The sequence below is a fragment of the Microbacterium sp. NPDC058389 genome, assembly GCF_042722305.1.
Classification (GTDB): Bacteria; Actinomycetota; Actinomycetes; order Actinomycetales; family Microbacteriaceae; genus Microbacterium.
On record NZ_JBHXJQ010000022.1, the window covers coordinates 36,644 to 53,004 of the forward strand.

The 16,361-nt window shown below is 69.7% G+C and carries 10 protein-coding genes and 1 pseudogene; 8 read left to right on the top strand and 3 right to left on the bottom strand.

Annotation, left to right across the window (positions count from 1 at the left end):
* Positions 1-63: 63 nt before the first annotated feature.
* Positions 64-5,628 carry a ThuA domain-containing protein gene (locus ACFWJ8_RS19835; RefSeq protein WP_378814793.1) on the bottom strand — a complete coding sequence of 1,855 codons (5,565 nt, stop codon included), beginning with the start codon at positions 5,626-5,628 and terminating at the stop codon, positions 64-66.
* 231 nt (positions 5,629-5,859) lie between these two features.
* Between ACFWJ8_RS19835 and ACFWJ8_RS19840 the strand changes: the two genes are divergently transcribed.
* Together ACFWJ8_RS19840 and ACFWJ8_RS19845 are read left to right on the top strand one after the other, a co-directional pair.
* Positions 5,860-6,972 carry a hypothetical protein gene (locus ACFWJ8_RS19840; RefSeq protein ID WP_378814795.1) on the top strand — a complete coding sequence of 371 codons (1,113 nt, stop codon included), beginning with the start codon at positions 5,860-5,862 and terminating at the stop codon, positions 6,970-6,972.
* The gene (locus ACFWJ8_RS19845) at positions 6,969-7,211 is read left to right on the top strand and encodes a hypothetical protein (protein WP_378814797.1); all 243 of its coding nucleotides are present in this window, start codon (positions 6,969-6,971) and stop codon (positions 7,209-7,211) included. Before ACFWJ8_RS19840 ends, ACFWJ8_RS19845 begins: the two co-directional genes overlap by 4 nt.
* 6 nt (positions 7,212-7,217) lie before the next feature.
* Here the strand turns inward: ACFWJ8_RS19845 and ACFWJ8_RS19850 are convergent, their stop codons facing one another.
* Positions 7,218-8,537 carry an enolase C-terminal domain-like protein gene (locus ACFWJ8_RS19850; protein ID WP_378814799.1) on the bottom strand — a complete coding sequence of 440 codons (1,320 nt, stop codon included), beginning with the start codon at positions 8,535-8,537 and terminating at the stop codon, positions 7,218-7,220.
* A gap of 352 nt (positions 8,538-8,889) precedes the next feature.
* Between ACFWJ8_RS19850 and ACFWJ8_RS19855 the strand changes: the two genes are divergently transcribed.
* On the top strand, positions 8,890-9,498 hold the full coding sequence (locus ACFWJ8_RS19855) for a TetR/AcrR family transcriptional regulator (protein ID WP_378814801.1): 609 nt from the start codon (positions 8,890-8,892) through the stop codon (positions 9,496-9,498).
* 69 nt (positions 9,499-9,567) lie between these two features.
* Here ACFWJ8_RS19855 and ACFWJ8_RS19860 read toward each other — a convergent pair whose 3' ends face one another.
* A complete protein-coding gene (locus tag ACFWJ8_RS19860; protein ID WP_378814803.1) occupies positions 9,568-10,950 on the bottom strand; it encodes an MFS transporter in 1,383 nt (460 codons plus the stop codon).
* Positions 10,951-11,070: 120 nt separating this feature from the next.
* Here ACFWJ8_RS19860 and ACFWJ8_RS19865 point away from each other — a divergent pair, with 120 nt between their 5' ends.
* From ACFWJ8_RS19865 to ACFWJ8_RS19885, 5 genes and pseudogenes are all read left to right on the top strand, one after another.
* Positions 11,071-12,576: a fumarylacetoacetate hydrolase family protein gene (locus ACFWJ8_RS19865; RefSeq protein ID WP_378814805.1), complete on the top strand. Its 1,506-nt coding sequence runs from the start codon at positions 11,071-11,073 to the stop codon at positions 12,574-12,576.
* Complete coding sequence (locus ACFWJ8_RS19870; protein ID WP_378814807.1) at positions 12,573-13,268, top strand: GntR family transcriptional regulator; 696 nt, start codon at positions 12,573-12,575, stop codon at positions 13,266-13,268. The genes ACFWJ8_RS19865 and ACFWJ8_RS19870 overlap by 4 nt, the downstream gene beginning before the upstream one ends.
* A gap of 73 nt (positions 13,269-13,341) precedes the next feature.
* Positions 13,342-14,871 (top strand): 5-carboxymethyl-2-hydroxymuconate semialdehyde dehydrogenase, encoded by a 1,530-nt coding sequence (gene hpaE / locus ACFWJ8_RS19875; RefSeq protein ID WP_378814808.1) that lies wholly within the window; start codon positions 13,342-13,344, stop codon positions 14,869-14,871.
* Between the two features lie 110 nt (positions 14,872-14,981).
* On the top strand, positions 14,982-16,148 hold the full coding sequence (hpaD, locus tag ACFWJ8_RS19880) for a 3,4-dihydroxyphenylacetate 2,3-dioxygenase (protein ID WP_378814810.1): 1,167 nt from the start codon (positions 14,982-14,984) through the stop codon (positions 16,146-16,148).
* An 82-nt stretch (positions 16,149-16,230) separates the two neighbouring features.
* Positions 16,231-16,361, top strand: a pseudogene (locus ACFWJ8_RS19885) (2-oxo-hepta-3-ene-1,7-dioate hydratase); the annotation flags it as partial.

Here is a 16,361-nt window from a genome sequence, read left to right on the forward strand (position 1 = left end):
TGTGTATCTGCCGGATGTGTGGGGACAGGTGGCCCGCCGCCGGACGGCGGGCCACCTGTGGGATCAGCCGCAGGCGGCTGCGGCGTAGCCGACCTCGAGCGTGCTCGTGACGGTCTCGCCGCCGACGACCGCCGTGACGGTGACCGTGGCGGTGCCGGCGGGCATCGTCGCGAGGCGCGTCGTGAAGGTGTGGAACGCGTTCTTGCCCGGCGCGACGGCGGCGAACGACTTGGTGCCGTATGTGGTGGTGTACGCGACCGTCACGGGCACCCCCTCGTTGTTCGTCGTCTGCAGGGTGAGCAGCGTCTTGCCTGCCACGCACTTCGTGCCGGGCACGACCGTGACGTCGAGCGGCGCCGCCCCCTCGGGGACGTCGATGCTCGCGACCTCGCTCGTGTTGCCCGCCTCGTCGGTCGCGCGGTACTGGACCACGTGGGCACCGGTGTCCACCGGCGCGAGGCCGGAGAACGCCGTCCACTCGCCCTCGTCGACGCGATACTCGATCGACGCGACGCCGCTGGTGGCGTCCGTGGCCTCGAAGGCCAGGGACCGCAGCGACGGGTCCGCCTCGTCCACGACGACCGATGCGGTGGCGACCGGCGCCGTCCGATCGATCTTGAACGCGACCGACTGGGCCGGCACGGAGCCGCCCGCCGACGTCGAGGCACGGTACTGCAGTTCGTGCTCGCCGTCCGAGGTCACGACGACGGGCGCCGTGTACTCGACCCAGCCCGCGCCGTCGAGGTTGTACTCGCGGTACGCGGTGCCCGCGCCACCCTGCGTCTCGACCGCGACGGTGACGTCGCCCGTGTACCAGCCGCCCTGTCCGTCCGGCTGGCCGGGAGTGACGGATGCCGACGCCTGGAGCTCATCCTCGACCACGTGGAAGTAGTCGAAGTAGCCGGTGTTCGACACCTGCCCCTGAGCCGAGTTGCCGAGGGCGTACAGGCCGACCTTCGCGGAGTCGAGCGCCGTGTTCGAGACCGTCTGGGCGATCTGCGTCCACGTGCTGCCGTCCGCGCTGTAGTACCCCGTGAAGGTCGTTCCGGCCTTCTGGAGTCGCAGCCACACGATGCCGTCGGCCGGCGCCGGGGCGTTCGGCTGAGGGTTCTGCACCGAGTTCGCGATCTCACTGCGCATCTCGAGGTTGCGGGCGATCGTCTGCCCGGCCTCGTTCGTCGCGAGGATGTCGAGCTTCACGTAGTTCTGCTCGTCCCCGAACAGGATGAGGCCCGCCTGCTGGTAGCGCCGGTCGAACCGCGAGGCGTCGACCTTCGTCTCCACGACCCAGTCCGTCGCCGGCTGGGGCTGGAGCACGAAGTTCGTGACTCCCGTGTCGCCGTTGTAGATGTCGAACGGCGACGTGTCGATCTGCAGCTGGCCGTTCGCGACGCGGTAGCGCGCGGCGTCCTCGTTCACCACCTGCCAGCGGCACGACTCCAGCGAGCTGCCGTCGAACTCGTCGTCCGGCGTCTCCGCCGCCGCCGTGTCGTCGGGCGTGACCTGGAACCAGTCGTACTTCGCGTTGACGACCCCGTAGGCCTGCGATGCGGCGCTGTTCGTACCGAGAGCGAGCAGTCCGATCTTCGGGTTGTCGATGCCCGTGAGATCGAACGTGTCCGGCATCGTCGTGAAGTCGGTGCCGTTCGCCGAGTACGACGCGCTGATCGTCGTGCCGTCGCTGGTCAGTCGCACGTAGTACGTGTCGGGGAAGTCGGCGCCCAGGGCCGCGGTGTTGCGCTCGACCGCTGTGGCGTTGTCCTCCTTCAGGAACTGGAACACACGGTTCGCGGGATCCGGCGTCTGACCCCGTGACATCTGCACGAGCTTCAGATAGTTGTCGTCGTCACCGTAGATCGTGATTCCGGCCTGCTGGTACTGCACACGACCCGGGAAGTTCACCTTCGCCGTCATCGAGAACGCCCCCTGCGGGATGTCCTGGAGGACGATGTTCGGCGAACCCGTGCCGGCCGCGTGGATGTCGGTCAGCGACGCCGGGATGGTGAGCTCCCCGTTCGCGACCTGCGCGAACTGGTTGATGCGCACCGACTTGTTCCAGCGTGCCGTGGTGTCCAGCGCGGTGCCGTCGAACCCGTCCGACCGACCGTTGAAGCACACGCCGAGCGGCGGGCTGCTGACGGTGACCGTCTTGGTCAGATCGGCGTAGGCGCCGCCGGCGTCGGTGACCCGGACCTTCAGGCTGTACGTGCCCGGCTCGGTGTACGTGTGCTCGAACTCCGAGGTGCCGGTCACGAAGCCGTCGCCGGTTCCCGCATCCCACTTGTAGGTGAGGAGGCTGGAGTCGCCGTCGGGATCGGTGGCGTCGACCGAGGCGGTCACCGCGACCGGCGCCTCCCCGCTCGTGTTGTCGACCGTCAGCACGCCCGTGGGCGCGGCGTTGGTCTCGACACCGTCGCCCTCGAACACCAGGTAGTTGACGTTCGCGCCGCCCGAGGTGAGGACGAAGTACAGCGTCCCCGTCTCGCCGCCGGTGGGCGCCGTGTTCAGCGCCATGTCGAAGTCGCTGTACGTCTGCCAACCCGGCTGGCCGTTCGACCCGTTGGTCGGCTGGAACGTCACCGAGCCGAGCACGGGGCCGGTGGGCGAGTTCCAGCGCGCCTCGAAGGTGCCGTTGCCGGCGAAACCCTTCGCGATGCGCATCGACACGGAGTCGATCCCCCGGAGGTTGATCGGCTCGTACGACCACCAGTCGTTCGTCTCGATGTGGCTGACGTTGCGTCCGCCGCCCGCCGAGTCGCCCGTGGTCTCGGTGCGCACGCCGTCGCTCTCGCCGCCGGTTCCGCCGACACGACCCGTCTCGTCGAAGTACTCCGCCTGGAAGAACTTCGGGTTGAGGATGTTCGTGCCGAACCCGGTGAGGGGAACGCCCGCGGCGCCGCCGTCGTCGGCGTAGTTCACGTTGATCACCCAGAAGAGGTTCGCCTCGAGGCCGTGGCCCGCGTCGCGGATCGTCTGGATGCTGCCTTCGCAGCCGTGCTGCTCACCGAAGTCGTGGTTGTGCGAGTCGTGACCCAGGGCCGCGACGACCGTGACCTTCGAGCAGTCGATCGGACCCGAGGCATCCGGGTCGTTCACCGTCACCTCGTAGCGGACCTGGTCGCCCCACTCGAAGAACCCGCCCTGCTCGGGGAAGGTGATCTCCACCGTCGGGACGGCGTTGCCGACCACGATCTGCACGTTCGCGACGGCCGAGTGTCCCAGCTCGTCGGTCACGGTCAGCTGCGCGGTGTAGGCGCCGGCGCCCTCGTAGGTGTGGGTCGGGTTCGCCGACGTCGAGGTCGGGCTGCCGTCGCCGAAGTTCCACTCCAGCGTGTAGTCGAGGGCGAGCGGATGCCGCGTCCCGGCCGAGCTGAAGTTGACCGTCAGCGTCTCGTCCGGGCCGTTCGTGACGTCCGCGGACGCACGGGCGATCGGCGAGGGGCTGCCCTGCACGTAGTCGATGCGGTAGACGCCCGAGTCGGCCGTCGACCCGCCGAAGTCAGAGCCCCAGTCGATGACGTAGAGTGCGCCGTCGGGGCCGAACTCGAAGTCCATCGAACGGTGCCAGTCGCCGCCGCCGTCGAAGATGCCGGGCAGGATCCGGTTGATGTCGACGATCTGTGAACCGGTCGCTTCGTCGAGCTGGATCGAGTACTGCTTGCCCTGGTTCCACTCGCCGAAGATCGCCTTGCCGTCCCAGTACGCGGGCCACTTGGTGTCGGAGTCGAGGTCGGGGTCGAAGCGGTACACGGGCCCGCCCATGGGCGCCCCGCTGTTGCCGATCTCCGGGTACAGCGCCGTGAGGCCGTTCTCGGTCCACCACTCCGGCTGGATGACCGGAGGCAGCGTCGTCAGGCCCGTGTTGTTGGGGCTGTTGTTGACCGGAGCCGCCGGGTCGAACGCCGCGCCCGACACACCGGTCGCGAAGTTGTAGTCGCGGTAGCACTTGATGCCGACGCAGAGCGGCCAGCCGTAGTTGCCCGGCTGATCGACGATGTTCCACTCGACGGTGCCGCCGGGGCCGCGGTTCGCGTTGGCCGATCCGGCGTCAGGGCCGTAGTCGGCGACGAACAGCTTGTTCGTCTGCGGGTCCAGGCCGATGCGGAACGGGTTGCGGAAGCCCATGGCGTAGATCTCGGGCCGCGTCTTGCTCTGGGCGTCGTCCGCCTCGGGGAACAGGTTGCCGTCAGGCACCGTGTAGGTGCCGTCGGCCTGCGGGGTGATGCGCAGGACCTTGCCGCGCAGGTCGTTGGTGTTGGCCGACGACTTCTGCGCGTCGAAGTCCGAGCGGCCCGCACGCTCGTCGATCGGCGCATAGCCGTCCGACTCGAACGGGTTGGTGTTGTCGCCCGTCGCCAGCACGAGGTTGCCGTCGTTGTCGAACAGCATGTCGCCACCCGCGTGACAGCACGTGTTCCGCTGCGTCGTGATCTTCAGCAGGACCTTCTCGGACGCCGTGGAGGCCGTCTTCGTGCCGAAGTCGTAGGTGAACCGCGACAGCCGGTTGTGCGGACCGTCCGCGCCGACGGTGTTGGGCGCATAGTACAGGTACACCCAGCCGTTGTCGGCGAAGTCCGGGTCGAGCACGACGCCGAGCAGGCCGTCCTCGTTCGCCTGCGTGACCGGGAGCGTGAGCGCGGTCGACGTGGACCGGGTCACGGGGTCGATCTGCTGCAGGCGTCCGTTGCGCTCGGCGTAGAACACCGTCGAATCCGGTGCGACGTCCATCGCCATCGGGTTCTGCGTGTTGTCGTCGAGCGTGACCTTCTCGTAGTTCTTGCTCTGCGTGGCCGCACAGCCCGACGGCACGACGCCGGCGGCGATCTCGATGCCGCCGAGGATGTGCTGGCGGAACGCGGGCAGCGTGTAGTTGCTCTCGATGTGGCCGAGGCCGGTGTACCACGAACGACCGCCCTCGTAGTCGGCCTGGCACCATGAGATCGGGTGGTCGAAGCCCTGGGTGCCGCCGGTGTACGTCTTCTCGTCGAGCGACAGCAGGACGTGGACGTTGTCACGCGTGAAGGCGCGGAAGTTGTACCACTCGTCCTCGAGCGTCCAGGTGTCGCCGGTGAGGTGCGCGGTGGACGGGTTGGCCTTGTCCTCGATCTTGATGGTCGCCTGCTGCGGGGCCGGGTGGCCGTTGAAGTAGCCGCCGACGAGCCCGCCGTAGAAGGGCCAGTCGTACTCGGTGTCGCTGGCGGAGTGGATGCCGGCGTAGCCGCCGCCGCCCCGGATGTACTCCTCGAACGTCGTCTGCTCGTCGGCCGTCAGCACGTCGCCGGTGGTCGAGTTGAACACGACCGCGTCGAAGAGCGCGAGCTCGTCGGCGTTGTCGGGCGCGAACACGCTCGAGTCCTCGGTGAAGACGGCCTCGAAGCCGTTCTCCTCTGCCAGGTCGGCGATCAGGTTGTTCGCCGGGGTGATGGAGCCGTGGCGGAATCCGGCCGTCTCGGAGAACACCAGGACGCGGAAGTCCGTAGCGGCCACGACAGGTTCGGCCGCAGCCTGGGCAGGAGCCGGGGGGCTCCAGATCGTCGGCAGCGCGAGGCCTGCGACGACCGCGAACGTCGTCGCGAGCGCTGTCGCGCGACGTCTGGTGTGGGGTGGGTGGACTGCTCTGTGCACCATGTGCTCCTGTATCTCGTCGGTCACTTGGCGCCACGGTGCCGACCGGGCCGGGTCGACACTGACAGCGTTGTCGCTGACCGTACTGACCGGGTTTGTTGTCTGTCAAGCCAAATTCGTGAACCGCAGGTTTCTGCGTCAGATTCACACTCGAACGATTGACCGACAGGGCAACGCGTGAGATCGTCGTGAGCATCAACATTTGAAGCCGTCCACCCGAGGATGTGAAGACCGTTGGCTCATCCGCTGCTTTCGCGCACCCTGGCGCCTGCCCGCCTGCTTCGGCCGATCGCGGCGGCGGTCGCGGCGATCGCCCTCGCCGCCGGAGCGCCCGCGTGGGCGGCATCCGCGTCGGAGGCTCCCCCGGTCGCGACGACGGCGGACCAGACGGTGACGTGGTCGGTGCGCCCCGCCGACTCGACCGGCGCCGACGGCAGGTCCTGGGTCGAGCTCACCGTCGACCCCGGGACGACCGTCGAGGAGCACATGGCCGTGCGCAACCTCGGCAGCGCGCCGGCGATGTTCGCGCTGAGCGCCGCCGACGGCTACTTCACCGACAAGGGTCGCTTCAACATGCTGCCTGCGTCGTCGCCCTCCGTGGCCGCCGGAACGTGGATCGCACTGCCCGAGACCGTGACCGTCGCCCCCGGCGAGACCGCCATCGTGGCCTTCACGGTCACCGTCCCCGCCGACGCGACGCCCGGCGACCACGCGGCAGGGGTCGCGGCCTCGGTGCTGTCGGCCGGATCGACGGGCGACGGCAGCGCGGTCTCGGTCGAGAGCCGCGTGGGATTCCGTGTGATGACCCGTGTCACCGGAACGCTGCGCCCCGAGGTGACGGCGACCGGGATCGAGGCGCGGTACCGCACCAGCTGGAACCCCTTCGAGCCCGGAAACCTCACGGTCGACGTGGCCGCCGTCAACGCCGGCAACGTCGGCTTCCGTCTCTCGCACGAGGCAGACGCTGCCGGCCGCGTCGTTCCGGCGGACGCCGAGGCGCTCGACATGCTGCCGGGCGACGCCCGCACCGTGACCGTCGAGGTCGACGACGTCTGGCCGCTGCTGTTCACGCGCGGGGCCGTCGTGCTCACGCCCGAGGTCGCCGAACGCGACGACGCCCCGCTCGAGGCCGCCCGTCCGGTGCGGGTCGAGTACTTCGCGTGGACGATCCCGTGGCCCCAGCTGGCCGTCGTGGGTGCCGTGGCGCTCATCGTGTTCTCGATCTTCGGAGCCCGCCGGCGCGAGCGCACCCGCGTGGACGGCCTGGTCGCGGCCGCCGCCGAGCGGGCGCGCGCCGAAGCGCTCGCCGAGCAGCGCACCGACGGCGCCGTGCGGTCCCGCCCGTGAGCGCCGCCACCCCCGGCGAGGCCACCGTGGACGCCCCCGGACATGAGCTGGGCGACATCGTCATCACCGTCACGATCCCCGAGCTCGGCTGCGGGGATGCCACGACCTCGTGCGCGCCCGTCGAGCTGCCGCCGACCGGACTCGATGCCGCCGCGCTGCCGGTCGCCCTCGCCGTCGCGCTCATGATCGCGGGCACCGCCGTGTGGCGCGCACGCCTGCGGCTGGGCCGCACGGCCTGATCGGCTCTACGCGACCCCGTCGAGCGCCACGAGCGACAACCAGGAGTAGGCGTCGACGCTCTCGGCCAGCATCTCGGTGCCCGCTCCCGGCGCGGACGGCGCACGATAGCGTCCGCCCTCGACGACGGCGGGCGTCACGAAGTGCTCGTGGAAGTGATCGGTGTACTCGATCGCGCGATCCTCCATCGAGCCGGAGACGGCGACGTAGTCGAACATCGCGAGGTGCTGCACGGCTTCGCACAGCCCGGCGCCGCAGGCGTGCGGGCACACCGGGACGCCGCTGCGCGCGGCCAGCAGCAGGTTCGCGATGTTCTCGTTGATGCCGGCGACGCGCGTGGCGTCGATCTGCAGATAGCCGATCGCGTTCGACTGGAGCAGCTGCTTCACTACGACACGGCTGTGTGCGCGCTCCCCCGTCGCGATCGGGATCGGCGTGATCGCGTTCGCGATCGCCGCGTGCGCCAGCACGTCGACGGGACTCGTGGGCTCGGACACCCAGTGGAGGTCGAAGCGCTCGAGGGCGCCGACCCACCGCACCGCGTCGTCGACGTCCCAGCGCCGGCCCGCGTCGATCGCGATGGGGAAGTCCGGGCCGCACACGTCTCGTGCGATCGCGAGGCGGCGGATGTCGTGCTCGAGGTCGACCCCGACCTCGATCTTGATCTGCGTGAACCCGTCGTCGAGTGCCTGCCGGCACAGGCGCTCGAGCTCGTCGTCGGTGTAGCCCAGCCACCCGGGCGTGCTCGTGTAGGCGGGATAGCCGTTCGCGAGCAGGAACGCCTCGCGCTCGGCACGGCCGGGCACGGCGTCGTCGAGGATGTCGAGCGCCTCCATCGGCGTGAGGGCGTCGGTGAGGTAGCGGAAGTCGACGAGGTCCACGATCTCGTCGGGACTCAGCCGCGACAGCAGCCGCCACAGCGGCATGCCCGCGCGTTTGGCCTTGAGGTCCCAGAGCGCGTTCACGACGGCGCCGATCGCCGTCTGCACCACCCCGGTGTCGGGCGCCAGCCAGCGCAGTCGCGTGTCGTGCATCAGCATGCGCCAGGTGCCGCCCATGTCGGCGAGCAGCGCTTCGACGTCCCGGTGCGCGATGAGCGCCATGACCGCATCGATGGCCGCCAGCTGGAAGTGGTTGCCGGTCCCGGTCGAGTACACGAAGCCGTGCCCTTCGAGCCCATCCGCGGACTCGGGCTCGATCGCCAGGTATGCGGCCGACGCCGCCGTGCTGCGCCCTGCGGGGTCGAGCGGAGGCTGCGGCGCGCCATCGTGCCGCGAAGAGGTGACGAATCGGACATCCGTTGTTCGATACGAGGTAGCGATGGTCATTGCCGCCCTTCTTCGCACCAGTAGAACATCCGATCTTTTGAGTCGTCAATGCTTTGGCTATGCCGACTTTCATCGGGTTGCACCAGGTCGAGAGTTCCGAGGTTTCGCGCGAAAGAATCGGACCCACACCGGGTATGGAGCGGCGAAAACACACGGGAATGTCGAAGCGCTTCAAACATCGGACCATGGCGTTCACGTATATGTTGCCGTCGACGACTTCGGGTGAAGATGAGGGTTGCCACTCGCGATGACCATGACAAAGATCCGATCTTTGATCGCTGGGTGCCGTGCACACGCCGACACGTGCGGACGGCCGACGGCGTGCGGCGCCGGCCGGTGCGAGACTGGGCGCATGTCCGCGAGCGCCGAGTCCGCCCCCGCGCGGCGAGGCCGCCCCGGCTACGACCGCGAGCAGGTCCTCGCCGTCGCCGTCGGGCTGTTCAACGAGCAGGGGTACGACGCGACGTCGGTCGCCGACCTGGCCCAGCGCCTCGGCCTCACGAAGTCGGCGCTGTACCACCACTTCGACTCCAAGGAGGAGCTGCTCGCGCTCGCGCTCGACGAGGCCCTGGGCGGACTCGAAGGGGTGCTCGACGCCCCGGCGATCGCCGATCCCGACCCCGCCGAGCGTCTCGCCGCCGTCCTGCGCGGCGCGGTGCTCGTGCTGGTCGACCGGCTCCCGTACGTGACGCTCCTCCTCCGCGTGCGCGGCAACAGCGACGTCGAGCGCGCCGCGCTGGAGCGTCGACGCACCTTCGACCACCGCGTGACGCTGCTCGTCGCCGAGGCGCAGGCGGCCGGCAGCGTGCGGTCCGACGTCGACGGCGCCGTCGTCACGCGCCTCGTGTTCGGCATGGTCAACTCGCTCGTCGAGTGGTACCGCCCGGGCGGCGCGATCGACCGCGACCGCCTCGCGCACGACGTCGTCACGGTCGCCCTGGACGGCATGCGCACCCGCTGATCCGAACGACGGATGCCGCCGCCCGGGGCTCAGCGTGAGCCCGGGGCGACGGCATCCACTCCCGAGAGGTCAGGCCTTGGCGAGGCCGTAGATCGGGCTGACCTCCTGCTCGGCCTCATGCTCGGGGCCGAGCGGGATGCCGGAGCGGTCGCGCAGGAGCAGCGTCGCGAGGAGGCCGACGATCGTCATGCCTGCCAGGTACCACGTGACCGACATGGTCGTTCCGGTGGCCTGCACCAGCGCCGTCGCGATGGTGGGAGCGAACGCGCCGCCGAGGATCGCGCCGATGGCATACGAGATCGAGACCCCCGAGAACCGGATCGAGGCCGGGAACAGCTCGGAGTACAGCGCGGCCTGCGGGCCGTAGGTGAAGCCGAGACCGATCGTGAGGATCGCAAGCCCCAGGAAGAGCAGCCAGATGTTGCCGGTGTTCACGAGCGGGAACAGCAGGAACACGCCCGCGAGCTGCAGGATCCAGCCGATGATGTAGGTCGTGCGACGGCCGATGCGGTCGGAGATGAAGCCGGCGGCGAGCGTCGACAGCAGCCACGTGATGGCGGAGCCGGCGACGGCCCACAGCACCGGTGTGCGATCGAGACCCAGCGGGCCCTCAGGGTTGGTCGCGTAGCCCTGGATGTAGCCGCCGGTGGTCATGTAGCCGACGGCGTTGTTGCCGGCGAACACGAGCGCGGCGATGATCACGAGCAGCAGGTGCTTGCGGAACAGCGTGATGATCGGCATCTTCGCCTTCTCCTTGCGCTCGGCGAGCTCGGCGAACACCGGGCTCTCCTCGACGCGGCGGCGGACGTAGTAGCCCACGAGGATCAGCACGACGCTGAGCAGGAACGGCACACGCCAGCCCCACACGAGGAACGCGTCACCGGGCGCGATCATCGCCATGAGCGCCATGACACCCGAGGCGAGCAGCAGGCCGAGCGGCACCCCGATCTGCGGCGAGGCGCCGAACGCGCCGCGGCGCGTGCGGGGCGCGTGCTCGACGGCCATCAGCACCGCGCCGCCCCACTCGCCGCCGGCCGAGATGCCCTGGATGATGCGCAGCAGCACCAGGAGGATGGGCGCCGCGACGCCGATCGCCTCGTACGTGGGCAGCACGCCGATGAGGGCGGTGGCCGCGCCCATCAGGATGAGCGTCCACATCAGGACGACCTTGCGGCCGTACTTGTCGCCGAAGTGACCGGCCAGGAACGCGCCGAGGGGGCGGAAGAGGAAGCTCACGCCGACCGTCGCGAAGGCGACGATGGCGCTGTTGGCTCCGAGCGGCGCGAAGAACAGCTGGCCGAAGACCAGGCCGACCGCGGTCGCGTAGATGAAGAAGTCGTACCACTCGACGGTGGTTCCGACCACGGTCGCGAACACGACGCGGCGGCGATCGGTGGTCGAGGCGATGGTGCCGGTGGGGGTGAACCCTGCTGGGGACTGCGATGTGCTCATTGTGACTCCTGTGTCGGGGCTGACGTCGTCGTCACCGGCACACTCGTTTCGGGGAGAGTGTTGCCGGATGTGGGACCGATCATATACGATTTCGGATACGACGCAAGAGTGAGGGAGCTCATGACGGTAGACACCGCATCGACCGATGCCGCGGATCCGCGCTTCGCCGCGCTGCCCGGGCGTCCGGGCAAGATCATCGCGATCCACCTCAGCTACGCCTCCCGCGCCGATCAGCGCGGCCGCCGCCCCGCCGACCCCTCGTACTTCTTCAAGCCGTCGAGCTCGGTCGCGGCATCCGGGAGCACCATCGAGCGACCCGCCGGCACCGAGCTGCTCGCCTTCGAGGGCGAGATCGCGCTCGTGATCGGCGTACCCGCCCGCCGCGTCGCCCTCGCCGACGCGTGGTCGCACGTCGCCGCGGTCACCGCCGCGAACGACTTCGGACTGTACGACCTGCGCGCGAACGACAAGGGCTCGAACGTGCGCTCCAAGGGCGGCGACGGCTACACGCCCATCGGCCCGGCGCTCATCGACGCCCGCACGGTCGACCCCGGCCACCTGCGTGTGCGCACGTGGCGCAACGGCACCCTGGTGCAGGACGACACCGCCGGCGGCATGATCTTCCCGCTGGCCCAGCTCGTCGCCGACCTGTCGCAGCACTTCACGCTCGAGACCGGCGACGTCATCCTCACCGGCACGCCCGCGGGCTCGTCGGTCGCGGTTCCCGGAGACGTCATCGAGGTCGAGGTGTCCGTCGACAACGGCCCGTCGTCGGGGCGCCTCGTCACGACGGTCGTGCAGGGCGACGCCGCTTTCGACGGCGCGCTCGGCTCGCTGCCCGCCGTCGACGACCTGCAGCGCACCGAGGCGTGGGGCTCGCGCGAGGCGGCGGGGCTGCCCGCCGAGTCGCCTGTTCTGAGCGCCGAGCTGCGCGCGAAGCTGGAGGCCGTGCCCGTCGCCGGGCTGTCGGCGCAGCTGCGCAAGCGCGGACTGAACAACGTGCACGTCGACGGCGTGCGGCCGCTGCATCCCGACGCCAAGCTCGTCGGCACCGCGCGCACGCTGCGCTTCGTCCCGAACCGCGAAGACCTGTTCGCGAGCCACGGCGGCGGCTTCAACGCGCAGAAGCGGGTGTTCGACGCCGTCGGCGACGGTGAGGTCATCGTCATCGAGGCCCGCGGCGAGACCGGCTCGGGCACGCTCGGCGACATCCTCGCGATCCGCGCCCACGCGCGCGGTGCGGCAGGCATCGTCACCGACGGCGGAGTGAGGGATGCCGCGGCCGTCGCCGCGGTCGGCATCCCGGTCTACACCTCCGGCGCGCACCCCGCGGTCCTCGGCCGCAAGCACGTGCCGTGGGAGGGCGACGTCGCCGTCGCCTGCGGCGGAACGACGGTCGAGCCGGGCGACGTCGTCGTCGGCGACGCCGACGGCGTCATCGTCATCCCGCCCGCGATCGCCGAGGAGGTCGCGGACGCCGCCCTCGCGCAGGAGGCCGAGGACGCGTGGATCGCCGAGCGGGTCGCGGAGGGGCATCCCGTCGACGGGCTCTTCCCGATGAACGCCGAGTGGCGCGCGCGCTACGACACCACCCTCCGACAGGCTCAGGAAGCGAGCGGACGATGACCCCCGAGACGACCGCGCAGAACGCGCTCAGCAAGTCGCAGCGCGCGTACCAGTGGATCAAGGAGCGCATCGCGCACCAGGAGTTCACCCCGGGCTACCGGCTCGTGCTCGGCACCATCGCCACCGACCTCGACATGAGCGTCGTGCCGGTGCGCGAGGCGATCCGCCAGCTCGAGGCCGAGGGTCTCGTGACGTTCGAGCGCAATGTCGGCGCGCGCGTGTCGATGGTCGACGACTCGGCCTACCGCTACAGCATGCAGGCGCTGTCGGTCCTCGAAGGCACGGCGACCGCGCTGTCGGCCCGCCGGCTGAACGCCGACGACCTGCGGGATGCGCGTCGCATCAACGCGCTCATGATCGAGACGCTCGAGCACTTCGATCCGCGCGCGTTCACCGCGCTCAACCAGGAGTTCCACTCCACGCTGTACGCCAAGTGCGCCAACCCCCGCATGCTCGAGCTCGTCAACGCCGAGTGGGGCCGTCTCGGCCACCTGCGCGACTCGACGTTCAGCTTCGTCCCCGGCCGCGCCCAGGAATCCGTGCGCGAGCACGAGAACATCGTGCAGCTCATCGAGGTCGGCGCACCGCTCGGTGAGATCGAGAAGGTCGCCCGTCGCCACCGCGCCGCCACGCTCGACGCGTACATGATCCACGAGCATCCCGACGAGGCCCTCGGCCTGCCGGCGTTCTGAACGGGATGCCGGGCCGCCGGCATCCCTCCCCCGAGCTTTCCTCATATCCGCACCTCCGACGAAGGAGACACCCATGACAGACACCGCTCTTGAGACCCGGCATGTGCCGGAGGGGCTGCCCGAGCGCATCCGCCACTACATCGACGGCGAGTTCGTGGACTCGCTGGACGGCGACACGTTCGACGTGCTCGACCCGGTGACGAACGAGACGTACGTGCAGGCCGCGGCCGGAAAGAAGGCCGACATCGACCGTGCCGTCGCCGCCGCGCGCCGCGCCTTCGCCGACGGCCCGTGGCCGCGCATGCTGCCCCGTGAGCGCTCGCGCGTGCTGCACCGCATCGCCGACATCGTCGAATCCCGCGACGCGCGCCTCGCCGAACTCGAGTCGTTCGACTCGGGCCTGCCGATCACCCAGGCACTCGGCCAGGCGCGCCGTGCGGCCGAGAACTTCCGGTTCTTCGCCGACCTGATCGTCGCCCAGGCCGACGATGCCTACAAGGTGCCGGGCCGCCAGATGAACTACGTCAACCGCAAGCCGATCGGCGTCGCCGGTCTCATCACGCCGTGGAACACGCCCTTCATGCTCGAGTCGTGGAAGCTCGGCCCCGCGCTCGCGACGGGCAACACCGTCGTGCTGAAGCCTGCCGAATTCACGCCGCTCTCGGCGTCGCTGTGGGCCGGCATCTTCGAAGAGGCGGGGCTGCCGAAGGGCGTCTTCAACCTCGTCAACGGACTGGGCGAGGATGCCGGCGACGCGCTGGTCAAGCACCCCGACGTGCCGCTCATCTCGTTCACCGGCGAGAGCCGCACCGGCCAGCTCATCTTCGGCAACGCCGCGCCCTTCCTGAAGGGCCTGTCGATGGAGCTCGGCGGCAAGAGCCCCGCCGTGGTGTTCGCCGACGCCGACCTGGAGGCCGCGATCGACGCGACCATCTTCGGCGTCTTCTCGCTCAACGGCGAGCGCTGCACCGCCGGCTCGCGCATCCTCGTCGAACGCCCGATCTACGACGAGTTCGTCGCCCGCTATGCGGCACAGGCCGATCGCGTCGTCGTCGGCTACCCGCACGACCCCGCGACCGAGGTCGGGGCCCTCGTGCACCCCGAGCACTACGACAAGGTCATGAGCTACGTCGAGCTCGGCAAGACCGAGGCGCGCCTGGTCGCGGGCGGCGGCCGGCCCGACGGCTTCGAGACCGGCAACTTCGTGCGCCCCACGGTGTTCGCCGACGTCGCACCCGACGCCCGCATCTTCCAGGAGGAGATCTTCGGGCCGGTCGTGGCGATCACGCCGTTCGACACCGACGAAGAGGCCCTCGAGCTCGCCAACGGGGTGAAGTACGGCCTCGCCGCCTACGTGTGGACCAACGACCTCAAGCGCGCCCACAACTTCTCGCAGGCCATCGAGGCCGGCATGGTGTGGCTCAACTCGAACAACGTGCGCGACCTGCGCACGCCGTTCGGCGGCGTCAAGGCCTCCGGCCTCGGCCACGAGGGCGGCTACCGGTCGATCGACTTCTACACCGACCAGCAGGCCGTGCACATCACGCTCGGCCCCGCGCACAACCCGACCTTCGGCAAAGCCGGAGCCCCGGCATCCCACTGACCCGCATCGGTCGCTGAGCCCGCACCGGTCTCTGAGCCCGTCGAAGCACCCTTCGACAGGCTCACGGACCGGGAGGGGCCCGGGGACCGCAACACACGCAAGGACGCGACATGACCAGCCGTGACGACATGACCCTCACCTCCTCGGGCTTCTACGTGAGCCAGGAGGCGCCCATCCTCTCCGACAACCCGATCCCGACGCCCACCGCGCCGGCCCCCGACATCCTGCGCTGCGCGTACATGGAGCTCGTCGTCACCGACCTGGCGGCATCCCGCGTTTTCTACGTCGACGTGCTCGGCCTGTACGTCACCGAGGAGGACGATCAGGCGATCTACCTCCGCTCGACGGAGGAGTTCATCCACCACAACCTCGTGCTGCGCCAGGGGCCGGTGGCCGCGGTCGCCGCGTTCTCGTACCGCGTGCGCACCCCCGAAGACCTCGACAAGGCGGTCGCCTTCTATGAGGAGCTCGGCTGCCGCATCGAGCGCCGCCCGGACGGGTTCACGAAGGGCATCGGCGACTCGGTGCGCGTGACCGACCCGCTCGGCTTCCCCTACGAGTTCTTCTACGCCACCGAGCACGTCGAGCGGCTGTCGTGGCGCTACGACCTGCACACCCCGGGTGAGCTGGTGCGCCTGGACCACTTCAACCAGGTCACCCCCGACGTCCCCCGCGCGGTGAACTTCATGCAGTCGCTCGGCTTCCGCGTCACGGAGGACATCCAGGACGAGGAAGGCACCGTCTACGCCGCGTGGATGCGCCGCAAGCCCACGGTGCACGACACCGCGATGACCGGCGGCGACGGCCCCCGCATGCACCACGTCGCGTTCGCCACCCACGAGAAGCACAACATCCTCGCGATCTGCGACAAGCTCGGGGCGCTCCGCCGCTCCGACGCGATCGAGCGCGGCCCTGGCCGCCACGGCGTCTCGAACGCCTTCTACCTGTATCTGCGCGACCCCGACGGCCACCGCGTCGAGATCTACACGCAGGACTACTACACCGGCGACCCCGACAACCCTGTCGTCACGTGGGACGTGCACGACAACCAGCGCCGCGATTGGTGGGGCAACCCCGTGGTCCCGTCCTGGTACACCGAGGCATCCCTGGTCCTCGACCTCGACGGCAACCCGCAGCACGTCGTCGCGCGGACAGACTCGTCCGAGATGGCGGTCACCATCGGCGCCGACGGCTTCTCGTACACCCGTCCCGAGGACAAGGCAGACGAGCTCCCCAGCTGGAAGCAGGGCGAGTACAAGCTCGGCCACCAGCTGTAATTGTCACACCGCCCCGGTCGCTGAGCCTGTCGAAGCGTCCTTCGACAGGCTCAGGAACCGGGCTCACCGAGGAGATGAGTGGATGCTGTCCCCCGAAGACATCGCGACGATCGCGGCGGAGCTGGCCGAGGCCGACCGCACGCACGGCGTGATCCCGCGGATCACCGCCCGCTACCCCGACGCGACCGTCGAGGACTCGTACGCGATCCAGGG

Excerpts from the sequence above, each read along its gene's own strand:
- hpaD (WP_378814810.1), top strand. The coding sequence starts at position 14,982 with ATGACCAGCCGTGACGACATGACCCTCACCTCCTCGGGCTTCTACGTG.
- ACFWJ8_RS19855 (WP_378814801.1), top strand. The coding sequence starts at position 8,890 with ATGTCCGCGAGCGCCGAGTCCGCCCCCGCGCGGCGAGGCCGCCCCGGC.
- hpaE (WP_378814808.1), top strand. The coding sequence starts at position 13,342 with ATGACAGACACCGCTCTTGAGACCCGGCATGTGCCGGAGGGGCTGCCC.
- ACFWJ8_RS19870 (WP_378814807.1), top strand. The coding sequence starts at position 12,573 with ATGACCCCCGAGACGACCGCGCAGAACGCGCTCAGCAAGTCGCAGCGC.
- ACFWJ8_RS19860 (WP_378814803.1), bottom strand. The coding sequence starts at position 10,950 with ATGAGCACATCGCAGTCCCCAGCAGGGTTCACCCCCACCGGCACCATC.
- ACFWJ8_RS19835 (WP_378814793.1), bottom strand. The coding sequence starts at position 5,628 with ATGGTGCACAGAGCAGTCCACCCACCCCACACCAGACGTCGCGCGACA.
- ACFWJ8_RS19850 (WP_378814799.1), bottom strand. The coding sequence starts at position 8,537 with ATGACCATCGCTACCTCGTATCGAACAACGGATGTCCGATTCGTCACC.
- ACFWJ8_RS19865 (WP_378814805.1), top strand. The coding sequence starts at position 11,071 with ATGACGGTAGACACCGCATCGACCGATGCCGCGGATCCGCGCTTCGCC.